The 16,678-nt window shown below is 35.0% G+C and carries 15 protein-coding genes; 8 read left to right on the top strand and 7 right to left on the bottom strand.

Translation table 11 applies throughout. The features are described 5' to 3' along the window. The first annotated feature begins 60 nt into the window (after window positions 1–60). Window positions 61–834, top strand: coding sequence for a Bax inhibitor-1/YccA family protein (locus ACFINW_RS01130; protein WP_375611347.1), 774 nt, complete (start codon window positions 61–63; stop codon window positions 832–834). Window positions 835–946: 112 nt separating this feature from the next. Next, complete coding sequence (locus ACFINW_RS01125; RefSeq protein ID WP_375620887.1) at window positions 947–1,810, top strand: endonuclease/exonuclease/phosphatase family protein; 864 nt, start codon at window positions 947–949, stop codon at window positions 1,808–1,810. 5 nt (window positions 1,811–1,815) lie between these two features. On the opposite strand, the gene polA is transcribed toward ACFINW_RS01125, so the two are convergent. The 6 genes from polA to ACFINW_RS01095 all read right to left on the bottom strand — a co-directional run bounded on the left by polA (window position 1,816) and on the right by ACFINW_RS01095 (window position 8,636). After that, window positions 1,816–4,743, bottom strand: a complete 2,928-nt coding sequence (gene polA, locus ACFINW_RS01120) for a DNA polymerase I (RefSeq protein ID WP_375673666.1) — start codon at window positions 4,741–4,743, stop codon at window positions 1,816–1,818. 299 nt (window positions 4,744–5,042) lie between these two features. Continuing rightward, the gene (dnaQ, locus tag ACFINW_RS01115; protein WP_375639824.1) at window positions 5,043–5,750 is read right to left on the bottom strand and encodes a DNA polymerase III subunit epsilon; all 708 of its coding nucleotides are present in this window, start codon (window positions 5,748–5,750) and stop codon (window positions 5,043–5,045) included. A gap of 4 nt (window positions 5,751–5,754) precedes the next feature. After that, a complete protein-coding gene (coaE, locus tag ACFINW_RS01110) occupies window positions 5,755–6,342 on the bottom strand; it encodes a dephospho-CoA kinase (RefSeq protein ID WP_375612770.1) in 588 nt (195 codons plus the stop codon). Continuing rightward, window positions 6,339–7,211, bottom strand: coding sequence for a shikimate dehydrogenase (locus ACFINW_RS01105; protein WP_375629126.1), 873 nt, complete (start codon window positions 7,209–7,211; stop codon window positions 6,339–6,341). The genes coaE and ACFINW_RS01105 overlap by 4 nt, the downstream gene beginning before the upstream one ends. Further along, entirely contained in the window at window positions 7,204–7,800 is a 597-nt protein-coding gene (locus ACFINW_RS01100) for a Maf family nucleotide pyrophosphatase (protein WP_375611343.1), read from the bottom strand. The genes ACFINW_RS01105 and ACFINW_RS01100 overlap by 8 nt, the downstream gene beginning before the upstream one ends. Continuing rightward, window positions 7,797–8,636 (bottom strand): pyruvate, water dikinase regulatory protein, encoded by an 840-nt coding sequence (locus tag ACFINW_RS01095; protein ID WP_375632115.1) that lies wholly within the window; start codon window positions 8,634–8,636, stop codon window positions 7,797–7,799. The genes ACFINW_RS01100 and ACFINW_RS01095 overlap by 4 nt, the downstream gene beginning before the upstream one ends. A 552-nt stretch (window positions 8,637–9,188) precedes the next feature. Between ACFINW_RS01095 and rho the strand changes: the two genes are divergently transcribed. From rho to ACFINW_RS01065, 6 genes are all read left to right on the top strand, one after another. After that, the gene (rho, locus tag ACFINW_RS01090) at window positions 9,189–10,454 is read left to right on the top strand and encodes a transcription termination factor Rho (RefSeq protein ID WP_015857121.1); all 1,266 of its coding nucleotides are present in this window, start codon (window positions 9,189–9,191) and stop codon (window positions 10,452–10,454) included. 31 nt (window positions 10,455–10,485) lie between these two features. Continuing rightward, window positions 10,486–11,793, top strand: coding sequence for a tRNA uridine-5-carboxymethylaminomethyl(34) synthesis GTPase MnmE (gene mnmE / locus ACFINW_RS01085; protein WP_375673664.1), 1,308 nt, complete (start codon window positions 10,486–10,488; stop codon window positions 11,791–11,793). Between the two features lie 106 nt (window positions 11,794–11,899). Then, window positions 11,900–13,768 (top strand): tRNA uridine-5-carboxymethylaminomethyl(34) synthesis enzyme MnmG, encoded by a 1,869-nt coding sequence (mnmG, locus tag ACFINW_RS01080; RefSeq protein ID WP_375612766.1) that lies wholly within the window; start codon window positions 11,900–11,902, stop codon window positions 13,766–13,768. Then, on the top strand, window positions 13,768–14,415 hold the full coding sequence (rsmG, locus tag ACFINW_RS01075) for a 16S rRNA (guanine(527)-N(7))-methyltransferase RsmG (protein WP_375639849.1): 648 nt from the start codon (window positions 13,768–13,770) through the stop codon (window positions 14,413–14,415). The genes mnmG and rsmG overlap by 1 nt, the downstream gene beginning before the upstream one ends. Before the next feature lie 6 nt (window positions 14,416–14,421). After that, a complete protein-coding gene (locus ACFINW_RS01070; RefSeq protein WP_273790170.1) occupies window positions 14,422–15,219 on the top strand; it encodes a ParA family protein in 798 nt (265 codons plus the stop codon). 41 nt (window positions 15,220–15,260) lie between these two features. Next, entirely contained in the window at window positions 15,261–16,157 is an 897-nt protein-coding gene (locus tag ACFINW_RS01065) for a ParB/RepB/Spo0J family partition protein (protein ID WP_375639853.1), read from the top strand. A gap of 23 nt (window positions 16,158–16,180) precedes the next feature. Here ACFINW_RS01065 and ACFINW_RS01060 read toward each other — a convergent pair whose 3' ends face one another. Then, the gene (locus tag ACFINW_RS01060; protein ID WP_375639857.1) at window positions 16,181–16,648 is read right to left on the bottom strand and encodes a hypothetical protein; all 468 of its coding nucleotides are present in this window, start codon (window positions 16,646–16,648) and stop codon (window positions 16,181–16,183) included. Window positions 16,649–16,678: the final 30 nt, after the last annotated feature.

Genomic DNA, 16,678 nt, shown 5'->3' with positions numbered 1-16,678 from the left:
TGACAGAGACACCTTTAAAGCCCTATATCTGACAGAACATATGCTAAAGGATTTTATATTATGGCTAATTTTAAAGATTTACGTTCGGCACCTGCTTCTCATGCCGATGCATCAATTGATCAGGGATTACGCGACTATATGTTGGGTGTCTACAATGCAATGGCCATTGGTTTGCTTATTACAGCTGCTGCCGCTTATGCAATTGTATCATTAGCAACGACAACAGATATGAGCCAAGCAGCAGCTCAAATCAATAGCAGTGTTTATCTAACACCATTTGGAGTAACATTTTATACATCGCCATTCTCTTATATTGTTATGTTTGCACCACTCATAGCAGTCTTATTTCTCAGTTTTAAAATTAATACATTGAGCACAAATGCTGCTCGTAGTCTCTTTTTTGGTTATGCTGCTCTGGTTGGTCTTTCACTGTCTTCAATCGTTTTGCGCTATACGACAGAAAGTGTTGTGCAAACCTTTGTCATTTCCGCCGCAACTTTTGGAGCTCTTTCACTTTATGGATACACAACAAAGCGTGATCTCACAGCAATCGGTTCATTCTTATTCATTGGATTGATCGGCTTGTTGCTTTCCATGATTGTGAACATTTTTCTTGGATCAAGCGCTTTGCAGTTTGCTATCTCTGTGATTGGTGTTTTTATCTTTGCTGGTTTAACAGCCTACGATACCCAGAGCATTAAGTTGATGTATTATGAAGGAGATGAAAGCGATACCAGAGGACGTAAAGTTATTATGGGCGCGCTGAATCTTTATCTTGATTTCATCAATATGTTTGTCTTCTTGCTACAGTTTCTTGGCTCAAATCGTGATTGATTGCAAAAATCATTACTTAATTAAAGAACCTTGTTTCTAAAAGAAACAAGGTTCTTTTGTTTTTAGTGTAAATCTTTACCTTCTGCTTCTTAGAAACTATTCTTTTCGCAAAATGACAAAAATCCCTTATAAGCAAAAATTCCCTTGGTTTACCGGTTTTATCCAACAAAAACTCCATAGCTCCTTTTTAAATACAATTCACAGCCGCTCTCATCATCAATCAAACATCGTCAATCAAAATAGTAATTATGATCTGACCGTTGCTTCCTATAATGTGCATAAATGTGTAGGTGTTGATAAAGTTTTTAATCCTACAAGAATTGTCCGTGTTATTACTGAATTACAAGTTGATATCCTTGCTCTTCAAGAAGCAGATAAACGTTTTGGGGAACGCATCGGTTTGATTAATCTTCAGCTATTAAAAGCTGAAACCGGTTTGATTCCTGTACCTCTTAATACTATGTCACCTCATGGCCATGGTTGGCATGGGAATGCTCTTTTTTTGCGAAAGGGATATGTACGTGATACTTTACAAGTCACTCTTCCTAGTATTGAACCACGTGGGGCTGTAATTGTAGAGTTGGAAATGGCAGCAGGACCTATTCGTATTATTGCGGCTCATTTTGGCTTATTACGTTACTCTCGTAAACAACAAACAAAAATGCTCCTTGAAATTTTCCAAAAACGCCCCCTTATGCCTACACTCCTCATAGGAGATTTTAATGAATGGCGAATGGGAAAAGGCTCATCTTTAAATCATTTTTTTCCCTATTTTGATAGCACTTTTGAAGTTGTACCAAGCTTTCCCTCTCGTTTTCCTTTGTTAGCCCTTGATAGAGTTTTTTCTTTTCCCCACCAATTGGTAACAAGTATTGAAAATCATTATTCACCACTTGCACGCATTGCTTCAGATCATTTGCCTATCAAAGCCTATCTTAATCTTTCCAACGCAATCAATATTCTTAAAAATAAATAAAAAAATTAATGTGCCTCATCCCAATTTTGAGCCGTCATAACTTTTACTTCAAGCGGGACAGATAAAGATAGAACCGGTATTGTAGCATTTTCCATAACATTTTTAACAACAGTCATGGTTTTTTTACTTTCTTCTTCTGGTACTTCAAAAATCAGTTCATCATGAACTTGCAGCAACATTTTTGCTGATAGTTTTTCTGCTTTTAAAGCATCTTCCATATGTATCATAGCGCGGCGAATAATATCGGCTGCAGAACCTTGAATTGGAGCATTGATAGCTGCCCGCTCATTAAGAGAACGAATTTTTACATTCTTTGCTTTTATTTCTGGATAATGGATACGACGTCCAAAAATTGTTTCTACATAACCATTTTCACGTGCAAAGATTTTGGTCTTCTCCATATAATCTTTAATTCCTGGAAATCTTTCAAAATACAGTTGAATATAACGACCCGCTTCTTGGCGTGAAATTCCCAACTGATTGGCTAATCCAAAAGCTGAAATACCATAAATAATACCAAAATTAATCGCTTTTGCACGCCGTCGTATATCTGAATGCATTCCTTCTATCGCAACACCAAACATTTGTGATGCCGTTATAGCGTGAATATCATGCCCTTTAGCAAAAGCTTCTTTTAATGCTTTTATATCCGCAATATGTGCAAGAATGCGCAACTCAATCTGACTATAATCAGCAGAAAGTAACACATGTCCTTTGGGAGCAATAAAAGCTGTTCGAATTTTACGTCCTTCAGCAGTTCGCACTGGAATATTTTGCAAATTTGGCTCTGATGATGATAACCGACCTGTTGATGTTATTGCCAAAGAATAATTCGTGTGAACTCGCCCTGTTTTTGAAAAAATATAAGAAGGCAAGGCATCTGTATAGGTAGATTTTAGCTTTGAAAGTTGACGCCACTCAATAATTTTACGCGGTAAAATATGACCTTCAGCAGCCAACTCTTCTAAGGTCTGTGCAGAAGTTGACCATTGTCCACCCTTTGTTTTAGCGCCTCCAGGCAATCCCATTTTGCCAAAAAGGATATCCCCTAATTGCTTTGGCGAAGCAAGATTAAACTTTTCATCAGCTTGTTTGTAAATTTCCTCTTCTAGAATCAAAGCAGCTTGTGCCAACTCTCCTGAAAGACGCAATAAAATCTGCCTATCAATAAGAATCCCCCGTTCTTCCATTCTTGCAAGAACTTCTACAAGAGGTCGATCAAGACGCTCATAAATTTTTGTCATTCCACGAGCAACAAGTTGTGGTTTCAATACTTGCCAAAGACGTAGCTTTATATCAGCATCTTCCGCCGCATAAAGGGTTGCTTGTTTTAAATCTACTTGTGCAAAAGAAGTAATTTTTTTCCCGTTATGCGTTAAATCTTTATAGGCAATTGGTTTATGCTTAAGCCAACGTTCAGACAAATCATCCATATTATGGGTTAACATTCCAGCATCAAAAGCATATGATAAAAGCATGGTGTCGTCAAAAGAGCTTATCATAATGTCGTATTGCTTCATCACCAACCAATCATATTTTATATTATGACCAATTTTTAACACCGCTGAATCTTCTAATATCGGTTTTAAAAGTGCTAAAGCTTTTCGAGCCCCAATCTGTGAAGCAATGCGCCCGCCCCTCAAAAGGTCCTCTTCTCCTTCATCAAAATGTTCAAGAGGTATATAAGCTGCTTTTTCCGGCTGTAATGCGAGTGAAAAACCAACAAGCTTTGCTTGCATCGGATCAAGAGATGTTGTTTTAGTATCAAAAGCGAAAAAACCCTGCTCTTGTGCTTGTGATAACCAGTCTTTTAAAATTTCCTCATCAAGAATTGTTGTATAAGCATCTCTTGTAATTTTTTGAGTCAGCGCTTGATCTTTACGTTCTTGTGCAAAAACTTGTGGAGAATTTTCAGAAAAATTATGAAGGGATGCGCGCTCAGTATTCTTGATATCAGAATCATGCCTGATATCAGAATCATTCCTGGGGCTTAGTTTTTCCCATTCAACATTTATATCAAGTGCGTCAATAACAGCTGCATCGCATGTTGTTGCCTCTGCCACGCGACGCGTTAATGTTGAAAACTCCATCGCTTTCAAAAAAGCAATTAAACGTGGACCATCTTGTGGCTCCAAAATAAAATCATCTAAATCATTATCTATAGGAACATCTGTTTTAAGCCTGACAAGTTCACGAGATATTTTAACTTGTTCTCTATAAGCTTGAATGTTTTCACGTCGTTTTGTTTGTTTAATTTCTGTTACGTTTTGCAATAGAAGATCAAGAGAACCAAATTCATTTAACAACTGAGCTGCAGTTTTTGGACCAATGCCTGGAATACCCGGTACATTATCCGTTGAATCTCCAATTAATGCTTGTAAATCAATCATTTTTTCAGGCGCAACACCCCATTTTTCTATAACTTCTGAGATACCTATATGCTTATCTTTCATTCCATCATACAAAGATACATGCGTATTTACGAGTTGCATAAGATCCTTATCGGAAGAAATAATGGTTGTTTTTGCCCCAACCTTTGTTGCCAACTTTGCATAGGTAGCAATTAAATCATCCGCTTCAAAGCCTTCCTTTTCAATACAAGGCAAATTAAAAGCCTTCGTTGCTTGGCGTATTAGCGCGAATTGAGGAATTAGATCTTCAGGAGGTTCAACGCGATTCGCTTTATATTCAGGATAAATTTGTTTCCGAAAAGTATCAGATGAATAATCAAAAATAACAGCAAAATGTGTTGGAACAACACCCGTAGCTGTATTACGAGCATCACAAAGTAATTTCCATAACATATTGCAAAAACCAGCTACTGCTCCTACAGGAAGTCCATCCTTTTTACGTTTTAAAGGCGGCAAAGCATAATAAGCACGAAAAATATAGCCTGATCCGTCAACCAAAAAAAGATGATCTGTTGCTTTCATGACAATTTTTTCTCCATTTCAGCTAAAAAAACAAATTACCCTTATATATTTTTTCACTTTGCCTCTAAAAAGCCATTTTTTCTCTTCATAAGACGTGAAGTCGTTGCACTTTATATTAAGTACCTAGAGCTTTTCTTTGCTGTTACAGGATTAATAGCTTTCATTTTGCTCCTCCTATGATAGCTGAGGTACGATGTAGCGACAGGGTCGTTGTGGTGTTCCCCTCCCCACAACGACCGTTTTTTTTGACATCGATATTCTTTAATTTCAATCGTGACTCTTTTAGATAAAAGATGATGTTATTCATGAATTTTGAAATTTTTCCACAGAGCTTTTTCACCCATTTTGTAGATAAAATCAGCGTGTAACTTTTTTTCTTGCGTACTCAATCTTGAAAGTAAAGCCTGTGGGCGAATTTTAACGGCATAAGATGTATCTTTATCGTTTTGGATATGTTCATCAACATCCCTTCTGTTATCAAAACCCAATACACCTTGCTTTCCACCGATGAGCTCAATATAAACATCGGCTAGAATCTCTGCATCAAGCAAAGCACCATGAAGAACACGATGGCTGTTATCAATTCCAAAACGTTTGCATAAAATATCAAGAGAATTAGGACCCATAGGAAATTTACGCCGCGCCATAGCCAATGTATCAAGAATATTATCAACACTGATAAGCGGTTTGTTGACGCGTTTTAATTCTGCATTAATAAAACCAATATCAAAACTCGCATTATGCGCAATCATTGTCGCGTCTTTGATAAATTCCAAAAATTCATCAACAATATCACTAAAACTTTTCTCGTTTTTCAAGCGTTCATTGGTTAATCCGTGAATTGCTACAACTTCATCAGGAATAATAACGCCTTCAGGGTTTAAATAAACATGAAATTGGCGTCCTGTGAGATAACGATCAACCATTTCTACACAACCAATTTCGATTATGCGATCTTTCTCTTTATCTAAACCTGTTGTTTCTGTATCAAAAATAATTTCACGCATAATTTTAATTCTTTAGCAATTTTTTTATCACATCAAAAACCTGTTGACGTGTATTCTCTAAATCTTTCCCTGTATCAATAATAAAATCAGCACGTTCTCGTTTTTTTTCATCTGGCATTTGTTGAGCGTTGATAAAGGCAAATTTTTTCTCATTCATACCTTGGCGAATCATTACACGTTCTTTTTGTATTTCTGGTGGAGCAGAAACAACAATAACGCTATCCACACGACTTTCACCATTTTTTTCAAACAGAAGTGGAATATCAAGAATAACTAATTTTTTCCCTTGTTCACGCGCTATATCAATAAATTCCCTTTCTTTTTCTTGCACCAAAGGATGAATTATTTTTTCTAATGTTTGTAATTTTTCCTTATCATCAATCAAAATTTCAGAAAGTTTCAAACGGTTAACTTCTCCGTTTTCAACCACACCAGGAAAAATACGCTCTATGAATGACAAAGCTGGCTCACTTTTATAAAGCTGTTGTACTGCTTCATCAGCACTAAAAACAGAAATACCCGCTTGCTTGAAAAAATCAGCAACTGTTGATTTTCCCATAGCAATTGATCCCGTTAATCCTATGATCTTCATTCTCTTTTTTCACTCATATCCTCTAAAATAGCTGTCCGTAACGCTTTTGTTACCTGTGGTCTTATTCCGAACCACTGTTCAAACCCTATAACAGCCTGATGTAGAAGCATCCCAAGTCCATCAACCGTCTTGAGATCACAAGCCTTTGCCTGTTGTAAAAAAGGAGTTATCAATGGTGTATAAATAATATCTGTTACTAATGCCGTTTTTTTTGCTTTATGAAAATCGCAAAAAAAAGAATCACTTTTTTCTTCTGGACTTTTTATGCCAATAGAGGTTGTATTAACAATCAAATCAGCTTGATGAAGTATTTCATGGATTTTATGCCAATCGTAAACTTTAATGATTTTTCCAAAATGCTGAGCTAAATTATCAGCACGTTGTTTTGTACGGTTAATTAAATAAATCTGTTCAAATCCGCGTCTTTTTAAGGCATATATGATAGCGCGTGCGGCACCACCTGCTCCAAAAACAAGAGCTGTTTCCCCTCCCCAATCAGATACAAAATCATCAAGATTAGCGCTAAAACCATAGGCATCACTATTCGTGGCACAAAGCTTATCTCCTTCATACCAAAGTGTATTAACAGCACCAATCATTGTTGCTCTCTCATCTTTATAATCTGCTAAACGAAAAGCTTCTTGTTTATAAGGCAAAGTAACATTTCCTCCACAAAAGCCTATTTTTTGTAAAGACGCAATAAAATGACTGAACTCTTCAGATGTTACTTCTTGTGCAAGATATTCTCCTTGTAAACCATATTGTTTAAGCCAAAAATTGTGAATTCTTGGCGATTTTGAATGATGAATTGGAGAACCAACAACAAAAGCACGCGGATAATTTGTTTTTTTTATTGTTAAGTCAACCATCAATAATTCCTAAGTGGCGCAGTTTTATGAGTAGAGGCAGCAAAGGTAAACCAACAATGGTAAAAAAATCTCCTTCAATTTTTTCAAAGAGATGAATTCCTTCTCCTTCAATTTGATATACTCCCACGCTGTTTAAAACATCTTTTCCTACGCGTGCTAAATAACGTTCAATAAATTCTGATGAGAGTAAACGGACGGACATATGTGCACTAAAAGCTTCAACCCAAATTTTTTGACCATTTTTAAATAAAGCTACCGCACTATGAAGAGAATGGGTTTTTCCTGATAATTCACATAAACGTTGATGTGCTTCTTTAATATTTGTTGCTTTGTGAAAAACTTGACCTTCAAAATCAAGAACTTGATCACAACCAATAACGAAAGCATCAGGAAAACGATCTGAAACATTTTTTGCTTTTGCGCTCGCAAGAAAACAGCTGAGTTCTTTAGGTGTTTTTTCTTTTGCTTTTTTTTCTACTTCTCTTTCATCAAAAGAAGCTCCTTCAATGGAAAAATTTAAGCCTGCTTTTTTTAATAATTTTGCACGATAAAAACTAAGAGATGCTAATATTAAAGTATCTGCGTTCATGAGAATTTTCTCTCATTTCCTTCACGAAATCGTGATAACAGTTCAAATATTGCAGCAGCAGTTTCTTCAATAGAACGTCTTGTGACATCAATAATAGGCCAACCAAAACGTTCGCAAATGCGTTTTGCATGGATTAATTCTTCAGCTATGTTGATACGATTAGTATAATTATCAAGAGCAAAACCTTCTCCTAAATCTCTATTTTGACGAATATGTGAGATTCTTTCAGCTGAAGCAATTAAACCAATAATTAAAGAATTTTTTGCCTCTAAAAGGGATTCTGGCAAATCAATATTAGGAATAAGAGGAATATTAGCCGTCTTTATTCCGCGATTTGCTAAATAGATGCTTGTTGGTGTTTTAGAGGTTCTTGAAATTCCCACAAGGATCACATCTGCTTCGGATAAGCTACTGGAAGACTGTCCATCATCATGCTCTATTGTAAAATCCAGTGCCTCAATACGGCGAAAATAATCTGCATTAAGATCATGTTGTGCGCTCGCACGTAAATGTGTTGGCATTCCAAGGTAAGACTGAAAAGCATTTAAAACAGGATGCAATATATCAATACAGGGAACTTCTATTTTTTTGCATTTTTTTTGAAGGAGTAGTTTAAGTTCTTCATCAATCATTGTGTAAAGAACAATACCTGGCTCTTGTTGTATTTCATCAAGAGCTTTCTGTAACTGTATTCTATTACGAATCATAGGATAGATATGCTCTGTTGCCTGAATCATTGCATATTGCGATGCTACAGCTCTTCCAACAGAAATTAATGTTTCTCCTGTTGCATCAGAAAGCATGTGTAAATGAAAGAATTTTTTTTCTTTTGTCACAAAAATTTTAACTCCTTGTTAAGACATGTGTATATATCCTCACCGTTTTTTATAAAACTAAAATTTATGAAAAATTCTCCTTTTTTATGCACAAATTAAATGCTTGTGATAATTTAATCCCTCTTATAAAAAAAGAGGGGATAATATCTTTAAGATAGTGATATTTTTATTCTTTTTTCAGTTCCTTTTGTGGATAAAATTGAGGATAAATAATAATCCACACTAAACACAGTTATAAATAAGAATAATCCTTTCTTTAATATAAATTTATTAATATAAATTTCTGTAAAAAATACTTTTGAATAGCATTTCATTAATGCTATAATCCTAACTCACATTTTTGTTATTAAAATAATTAAATACTATTTGGATTTTATATTTTTTCAAGTTTTTCATATAATTACTTAATATTACAGGAACAAATTTCATATAAATGGTACTTGCAGATTAAAAAAATTGAGTGTAGGATATTTTTTCTTAATAATATTTCACTCATAAATTTCCATAAATTATTTAGAACAATCTTCTCCTTAATTACAAAGAGCATATTTCATGCAAAAAATGAAACTACAAGAACTTAAAAGCAAAAATCCCGTTGAGCTTGTTTCTTTTGCTGAAACATTAGAAGTTGAAAATGCCTCCCTTATGCGCAAACAAGAATTAATGTTTGCTATCTTGAAAAAACTTGCTCTACAAGACGTTGAAATTATAGGAGAAGGTGTTGTTGAAGTTTTACAGGACGGATTTGGATTTTTGAGATCTGCTGATGCTAATTATCTTCCTGGTCCTGATGATATTTATCTTTCACCTGCACAAATACAGTCGTTTTCTTTAAAAACAGGCGATACAATTGAAGGTCCCATACGCAGTCCAAAAGAGGGAGAACGTTATTTTGCTCTCCTTAAAATTAATACAATTAATTTCGAAAAACCTGAAAAGATTCGTTATAAAATCCACTTTGATAATCTTACTCCTCTTTATTCAAATGAACGTTTCCAAATGGAAATACAAGATCCTACAGAGAAAGATATGTCATCACGCGTGATTGATTTGATATCTCCATTGGGAAAAGGACAAAGAGGGTTAATTGTAGCTCCTCCTCGGACGGGAAAAACAGTTTTACTTCAAAATATTGCTCATTCTATTACCACTAATCATCCTGAATGTTATCTCATTGTTCTTTTAATTGATGAACGACCAGAAGAAGTTACTGATATGCAGCGTTCAGTAAAAGGAGAAGTGGTTTCTTCTACTTTTGATGAACCTGCAATACGTCACGTACAAGTGGCAGAAATGGTCATTGAAAAAGCCAAACGTCTCGTTGAATATGGGCGTGATGTTGTTATTCTTCTCGATTCTATTACACGTCTTGGGCGTGCATATAATACAGTTGTTCCCTCTTCAGGTAAAGTTTTAACAGGTGGTGTGGATGCAAATGCCCTCCAGCGTCCAAAGCGTTTTTTTGGTGCAGCACGTAATATTGAAGAAGGCGGATCTTTAACCATTATTGCAACGGCTTTGATTGATACAGGAAGTCGTATGGATGAGGTTATTTTTGAAGAATTTAAAGGAACAGGTAATTCGGAAATTGTTCTTGATCGAAAAGTTGCTGATAAACGTATTTTCCCTGCTATGGATATTTTAAAGTCAGGAACGCGTAAGGAAGAACTTCTGGTAGAACGACAAGATTTACACAAAATTTTTGTTCTTCGTCGTATTTTAGCATCTATGAATGTAACAGATGCAATTGAATTTTTGATTGATAAATTAAAGCAAACAAAAAACAATAGTGAATTTTTTGATTCAATGAATACGTAGAGTCATTAAAGTTTTTATTAGGATAAAACCTGTGGATACAATCTTTGCTGTTTCGAGTGGATTGTTACCTTCAGGGGTTGCAGTCATTCGGCTTTCTGGTCCTCATGTTGTGGATATAGTTAAAACGCTTTGTGGTCGTTTACCTAAAGCACGTTTTATGCATTATGGAAATCTTACTGCTCGTGATGGTAGTTTTTTAGATTCTGGTTTAACTGTTTTTTTTCCTGCTCCTCATAGTTTTACGGGGGAAGATTGTGCAGAATTCCATTTACATGGAGGAAAAGCAGTCGTTAATCGTTTTCTCGATGAATTGTCGACATTTTCTGGATGCCGTATTGCAGAAGCAGGTGAATTTTCACGTCGTGCTTTTATGGAAGGAAAATTAGATCTTGTTCAAGCAGAAGGTCTTGCTGATTTAATAGAAGCAGAAACGGAAAGCCAACGGCGTTTAGCTGTTATGGGTACAAGTGGACATTTAACGACGCTTTATCGTGATTGGCGTCATAAGCTTATGAAGGCGCGTGCTTTTATTGAGGCAGAACTTGATTTTGTTGATGAAGCAGATATTCCCAACGCAATATCTGATAAAGTTTGGAAAGATGTTCAGGATCTTTGTACTTCTATTCGGGAATATATTACTGAAGGAGAACGTGCGAGTATTTTACGTGATGGATTAAAAATTGTTATTGCTGGTGCTCCAAATTCTGGAAAATCAAGCATTATGAATCGTCTTTCAGGAAGATCTGTTGCTATTGTAACGGAAGAAGCAGGAACAACCCGTGATGCTTTAGAAATGAGAATTATTCTTGGTGGTTTACCTGTTTTTTTAACCGATACTGCTGGTTTTAGAAAAACAGAAAATAAAATAGAACAGATGGGAATAGAAATTGCTAAACAGCATGTTAGGGAAGCTGATTTGGTTATTTTGGTTTATGATATAGGAAATCCTAAGCAAGTTGATTTACCAGAAACATCGGCTGAAATATGGTGTGTTGGCAATAAGCTTGATCTTTATGAAAAAAATGATCAGCGTTGGTCTATACAATTTTCCGCATTAACTGGTTTAAATTTTGATTATTTTATAAAAGAACTTGAATTATTTTGTCATCATCGTGCTTCTGAAATTGGAAATATTGTTCCAGCACGTAAAAGGCAACTTCAATTATTAAAGGAGGCTGTTAAAGAGATTGAATTTTCTCTTAATTATCATTCTCTTGATCTCAGTTTACGTGCAGAACATCTCCGTTGTGCAAGTGATTTTCTTGGGAAAATTACAGGAGATATTGATATTGAAGATTTGCTTGATATTATTTTTTCAGAATTTTGTGTTGGTAAATAATGATTCACGTGAAACATTGATTATTTCATAGACAGATTATAAAGATTATGTAATTTATATCCTGTTTCACGTGAAACCTTAGAATATTTTCTACGGAATTAATTAAATGCAATCATATGATGTTGTTATTGTTGGTGGTGGTCATGCTGGCTGTGAAGCGGCTTCAGCTTCAGCACGTGTAGGAGCCAAAACAGCGCTTGTTACACATAAAATATCAGCACTGGGAACAATGTCGTGTAATCCTGCTATTGGTGGACTTGGAAAAGGGCATCTAGTTCGTGAAATAGATGCGTTAGATGGTCTTATGGGAAGAGCAGCGGATGCTGCTGGAATTCAGTTTAGACTACTTAATAGACGTAAAGGACCGGCAGTAAGAGGACCACGGACACAGGCAGATAGACAACTTTATAAAAAAGCAATTCAAAAATTATTAAAAGAACAAGAAAATCTTACTCTTATTGAGGATGAAGTTATTGATCTGGTTGTTAAAGATAATTGTGTATCAGGTGTTATTTTAAAAAAACAAGGAACAATTTTTTCTGGTGCTGTTGTTTTAACAACAGGTACGTTTTTAAATGGCTTTATTCATATTGGTAATAAAACATGGGCTGCTGGTCGTATGGGAGATCAGTCAAGTGTAAAACTTGCTGAACATTTGAAAAAATATCATATAAAACTTGGACGATTAAAAACAGGAACCCCTGCTCGTTTGAGTAAAAAAACAATTGCTTGGGAAGCTCTCCAAAAACAACAAGCAGATGAAAATCCCATACCCTTTTCTCTTTTAACAGAGAAAATTGAACAACCACAAATTGAATGTGCAATAACACGTACAAATGAGAAAACACATCAAATTATTCGCGAGAATATTTATCTCTCTGCTTTATATTCTGGAAGTATTGAAGGGTTAGGACCACGTTATTGTCCTTCTGTTGAAGATAAAATTGTTAAATTTGGAGAACGTGATGGACATCAGATCTTTCTGGAACCAGAAGGATTAAATGATGATACTGTTTATCCAAATGGTCTTTCTACTTCTCTTCCTGAAGATGTACAAATTTCTCTATTGAAAACCATTGAAGGATTGGAAAATGCTATAGTTTTGCAACCTGGTTATGCTATTGAATATGATTTTGTTAATCCACAACAATTAACAAGAAACTTAGAATTACGTTCTTTACCGGGTTTGTTCTTAGCAGGCCAAATTAATGGTACAACAGGATATGAAGAAGCAGCAGCACAAGGACTTTTAGCTGGATTAAATGCTGCACGTAAAGTAGGTAAATTAGATGAAATACTTATAAGTCGTTCTACTGCTTATATTGGTGTTATGATTGATGATTTGGTTTCACGTGGTGTTTGTGAACCTTATAGGATGTTTACATCACGTGCTGAATTTCGTTTATCTTTACGATCTGATAATGCTGATACGCGTTTAACACCTTTGGCACAAAAATGGGGTATTGTGAGTAAAATACGTTGGGAATGTTATCAGAAAAAACAACAACGGCTTGATCAAGCACGATCAATATGTCAAAATCTTTTTTTAACACCCAATGAAGCTTCTGCTCATGGATTACATGTTAATCATGATGGAATTCGGCGTTCGGCTTATGATTTTCTTGCTTATCCTCATATGACCTTAGAGCGTCTTTCAGATTTTTGGCCACAATTAAAAACAATTGATTCTAAAACAGCAGAATCTTTAGAAATTGAAGCACAATATGCGGTTTATTTAGATAAACAAGCACAAGATATTGCCTCTCTTCAGAGAGATGAGCGTTTAGAAATTCCTTCTTCTCTCGATGTTCAGGCAATTTCAGGTCTTTCAAATGAACTTAAATCAAAAATTCAAGAAGTGTCGCCGCGTTCAATTGCTGATGCACAAAAAATTGATGGCATGACACCCGCCGCGTTATCGCTTATTATTACACATATTCAACGTCAACGACGTGAAAAGGCTAAAACAGCTTAATGAATTTTTCTACAGAAAAAAAATATCAACAATTATTAAATATTGTTCCTTCTGTTTCACGTGAAACGATGGAAAATTTAATTCAGTTTGAGTCTTTAATACTTCAGTGGAATGCACATATTAATTTGATATCTGCTACAACTATACCAGATCTATGGACACGACATATTCTAGATTCAGCACAAATTTTTCCTTTGTATGCTCATTCTTTACATTGGTGTGATTTAGGATCAGGAGGAGGTTTTCCTGCAATTGTGATTGCTATCTTTTTGAAAGAAAAAAAATCAGGACATATTAATCTTGTTGAAAGTAATGGGAAAAAAGTTGCTTTTTTGCGAACAGTTATTGCTCAACTTAATCTTCCAGCAACGGTTTATCACGCTAGAATTGAAGATATATATCAAAAAATTCCCATATCTGATATTATAACAGCACGGGGATTAGCGCCGCTTGATACTCTTTTACAACTCATTTTTCCTTTATTAACAGAAAAAACAATAGCTCTTTTGCAAAAAGGTCGGGATTACGCTACAGAAATAAAAAATGCCTCTGCCAATTGGCACTTTGATCTGTTAAAACATAAAAGTAAAGTTGATGAAAATTCTGTTATTTTGGAAATTTCTCATATTCGATCATATAGAGGGTAGAGCAAAATGAGCGAAACACGAATTATCGCTATTGCAAACCAAAAGGGTGGAGTCGGAAAAACAACCACAGCAATTAATCTTGCTACAGCTTTAGCGGCTATTGGTGAAAATGTCCTTATTATGGATGTTGATCCACAAGGTAATGCTAGTACAGGTTTAGGGATTGATCGTAATAGCCGTCCTTTATCTTCTTATGATGTTTTGGTTTCGGGCGTTTCAATTACACAGGCGGCTTTAAAAACAGCCGTACCCAATCTTTATATAGTTCCTTCTACACTTGATCTCTTAGGTGTGGAAATGGAAATTTCTTCATCAAAAGATCGCATACAACGCTTACGTAAAGCTCTCTATGATGATCCGGAAATGGAAAAAAAATTCAATTATATTTTAATTGATTGTCCTCCCTCCCTTAATCTTTTAACACTTAATGCTATGGGGGCTGCGGATTCTGTTTTAGTGCCTATGCAGTGTGAATTTTTAGCACTTGAAGGTTTAAGTCAATTACTTGAAACAGTAAAACAAGTGCGATCCGTACTTAATCCATCTTTAGAGATCCAAGGTATTGTTTTAACAATGTATGATGGACGTAATAACCTTTCAAATCAAGTTGTTGAAGATGTTCGTTCTTTTATGGGAGATAAAGTTTATCGTACTGTTATTCCACGAAATGTAAGAGTATCAGAAGCGCCTTCTTTTGGCAAACCTGTATTGCTTTATGATCTTAAATGTGCTGGGAGCCAAGCTTATTTGCGTCTAGCATCAGAAATGATTCAACGTGAAAAACAAGCACGTGCTGCTGCTTAAAAATGTAAAATTTTTTGTAAGAAAACTCAAAGAGCAAAATTATGAACGATGATCTATCAAAAAAAAGACTAGGACGTGGATTAGCGGCATTGATTGGAGATATCAATTTAAACAACAATATTGCACGTTCATCAAGCTTTGATAAATTAAATGAATCCGGTAGTCTTTCTGAGCAATTTATTTCTATTGAATCTATTTCATGTAATCCTCACAATCCTCGGCGTCATTTTACTGAAACAGAGCTTGATAATTTGACACAATCAATTCGTCAACACGGTGTGGTTCAACCGGTTATTGTGAGGCCTTTAAGAGATCATCCTCATCGGTTTGAATTGATTGCGGGTGAACGGCGCTGGCGTGCAGCACAACGTGCAAATTTAAGTCAATTACCCGTTATTATTCGTGATGTGGACGATAAAACGGCTTTGGAATTGGCAATTATTGAAAATGTTCAACGTGCAGATCTTAATCCTATCGAAGAAGCAAAGGGATATGAGATGCTTCTAAATGAACATGATTATACGCAAGTAGATTTAGCGCAAGTTATAGGAAAAAGTCGTAGTCATGTTGCAAATACGCTTCGTTTGTTAAAACTTCCAGAAAAAGTACAACAATTCTTAACTGATGGACAACTTTCTGCAGGTCATGCACGTTGTCTTATAACCGTTGATGATCCACAAAATTTAGCTGAGAAAATTATTCGTGAAGGGCTTTCAGTACGTCAAACAGAAATACTTGCATATGAGCAAGCTAATCCTAAAACTAAAAAGCGTACCAATACGGAGAAAGATGCTGAAACAAAATCTTTAGAAAAATTACTTGCAGATGTGATAGGAATGAAAGTTATTATTCGACATGGTAAAAAAGGTGGAGATTTAAAAATACATTACTCTTCATTAGAACAATTAGATGAAATTTGTCGGCGTTTACAAAGTTAATCAATTGTTCTAAAAAGATTTTTTTAACAGTTATCTTTTAAAATTTTTATTATTCTATACATATGCTCTTTAGCAAATTCTATATTGCTTGAAGGTAAAAAGTTTTTTTCATAAGTAGAATTTTCTTCATCAGTAAGTACATACAATGTCGCTTGAAGTGCTAGGTGAGCAATAACAAACTCTTTCGGTGTTATATTATTTTCTTTTAAAATATTCACAAGTTTTGGATTATTAGAAATATAGGCAGCGTATTTTTCAATATTATCATTATAAGTATTGAAGTCACTTTTTTTATTTATTTGTTCTGGTTCTGAAGATAAATTTTTACATTCTATTTTGATTTTTTCCAGCTTTAAAAGAAGATCTTCTGTTAAGGGATAATTTGCAATGAAAGGCGGTATAAAAGAAAGATCATCTATTTCTTGTTTTTTTTCTTGAGCGTATGATGCAAAAGGAAAAATGAAGAAAAAGCACAAAAGAAGTTTAAACATGACTAAAAATTATCCTTTCTTTTTTGAATT

The sequence above is a fragment of the Bartonella sp. AA18HLJMS genome, assembly GCF_042197245.1.
In the GTDB taxonomy this organism is placed as follows: domain Bacteria; phylum Pseudomonadota; class Alphaproteobacteria; order Rhizobiales; family Rhizobiaceae; genus Bartonella.
Note: the sequence above shows the minus strand (reverse complement) of the source record. Positions and strands in the feature narration are given on the sequence as shown.

Bases quoted from the DNA above. Each gene is read 5' to 3' on its own strand.
- ACFINW_RS01105 (WP_375629126.1), bottom strand. From the start codon at position 7,211: ATGGTTGACTTAACAATAAAAAAAACAAATTATCCGCGTGCTTTTGTT.
- ACFINW_RS01070 (WP_273790170.1), top strand. From the start codon at position 14,422: ATGAGCGAAACACGAATTATCGCTATTGCAAACCAAAAGGGTGGAGTC.
- ACFINW_RS01065 (WP_375639853.1), top strand. From the start codon at position 15,261: ATGAACGATGATCTATCAAAAAAAAGACTAGGACGTGGATTAGCGGCA.
- ACFINW_RS01125 (WP_375620887.1), top strand. From the start codon at position 947: ATGACAAAAATCCCTTATAAGCAAAAATTCCCTTGGTTTACCGGTTTT.
- polA (WP_375673666.1), bottom strand. From the start codon at position 4,743: ATGAAAGCAACAGATCATCTTTTTTTGGTTGACGGATCAGGCTATATT.
- ACFINW_RS01100 (WP_375611343.1), bottom strand. From the start codon at position 7,800: ATGAACGCAGATACTTTAATATTAGCATCTCTTAGTTTTTATCGTGCA.
- ACFINW_RS01060 (WP_375639857.1), bottom strand. From the start codon at position 16,648: ATGTTTAAACTTCTTTTGTGCTTTTTCTTCATTTTTCCTTTTGCATCA.
- ACFINW_RS01130 (WP_375611347.1), top strand. From the start codon at position 61: ATGGCTAATTTTAAAGATTTACGTTCGGCACCTGCTTCTCATGCCGAT.
- rsmG (WP_375639849.1), top strand. From the start codon at position 13,768: ATGAATTTTTCTACAGAAAAAAAATATCAACAATTATTAAATATTGTT.
- coaE (WP_375612770.1), bottom strand. From the start codon at position 6,342: ATGAAGATCATAGGATTAACGGGATCAATTGCTATGGGAAAATCAACA.
- dnaQ (WP_375639824.1), bottom strand. From the start codon at position 5,750: ATGCGTGAAATTATTTTTGATACAGAAACAACAGGTTTAGATAAAGAG.
- mnmG (WP_375612766.1), top strand. From the start codon at position 11,900: ATGCAATCATATGATGTTGTTATTGTTGGTGGTGGTCATGCTGGCTGT.
- rho (WP_015857121.1), top strand. From the start codon at position 9,189: ATGCAAAAAATGAAACTACAAGAACTTAAAAGCAAAAATCCCGTTGAG.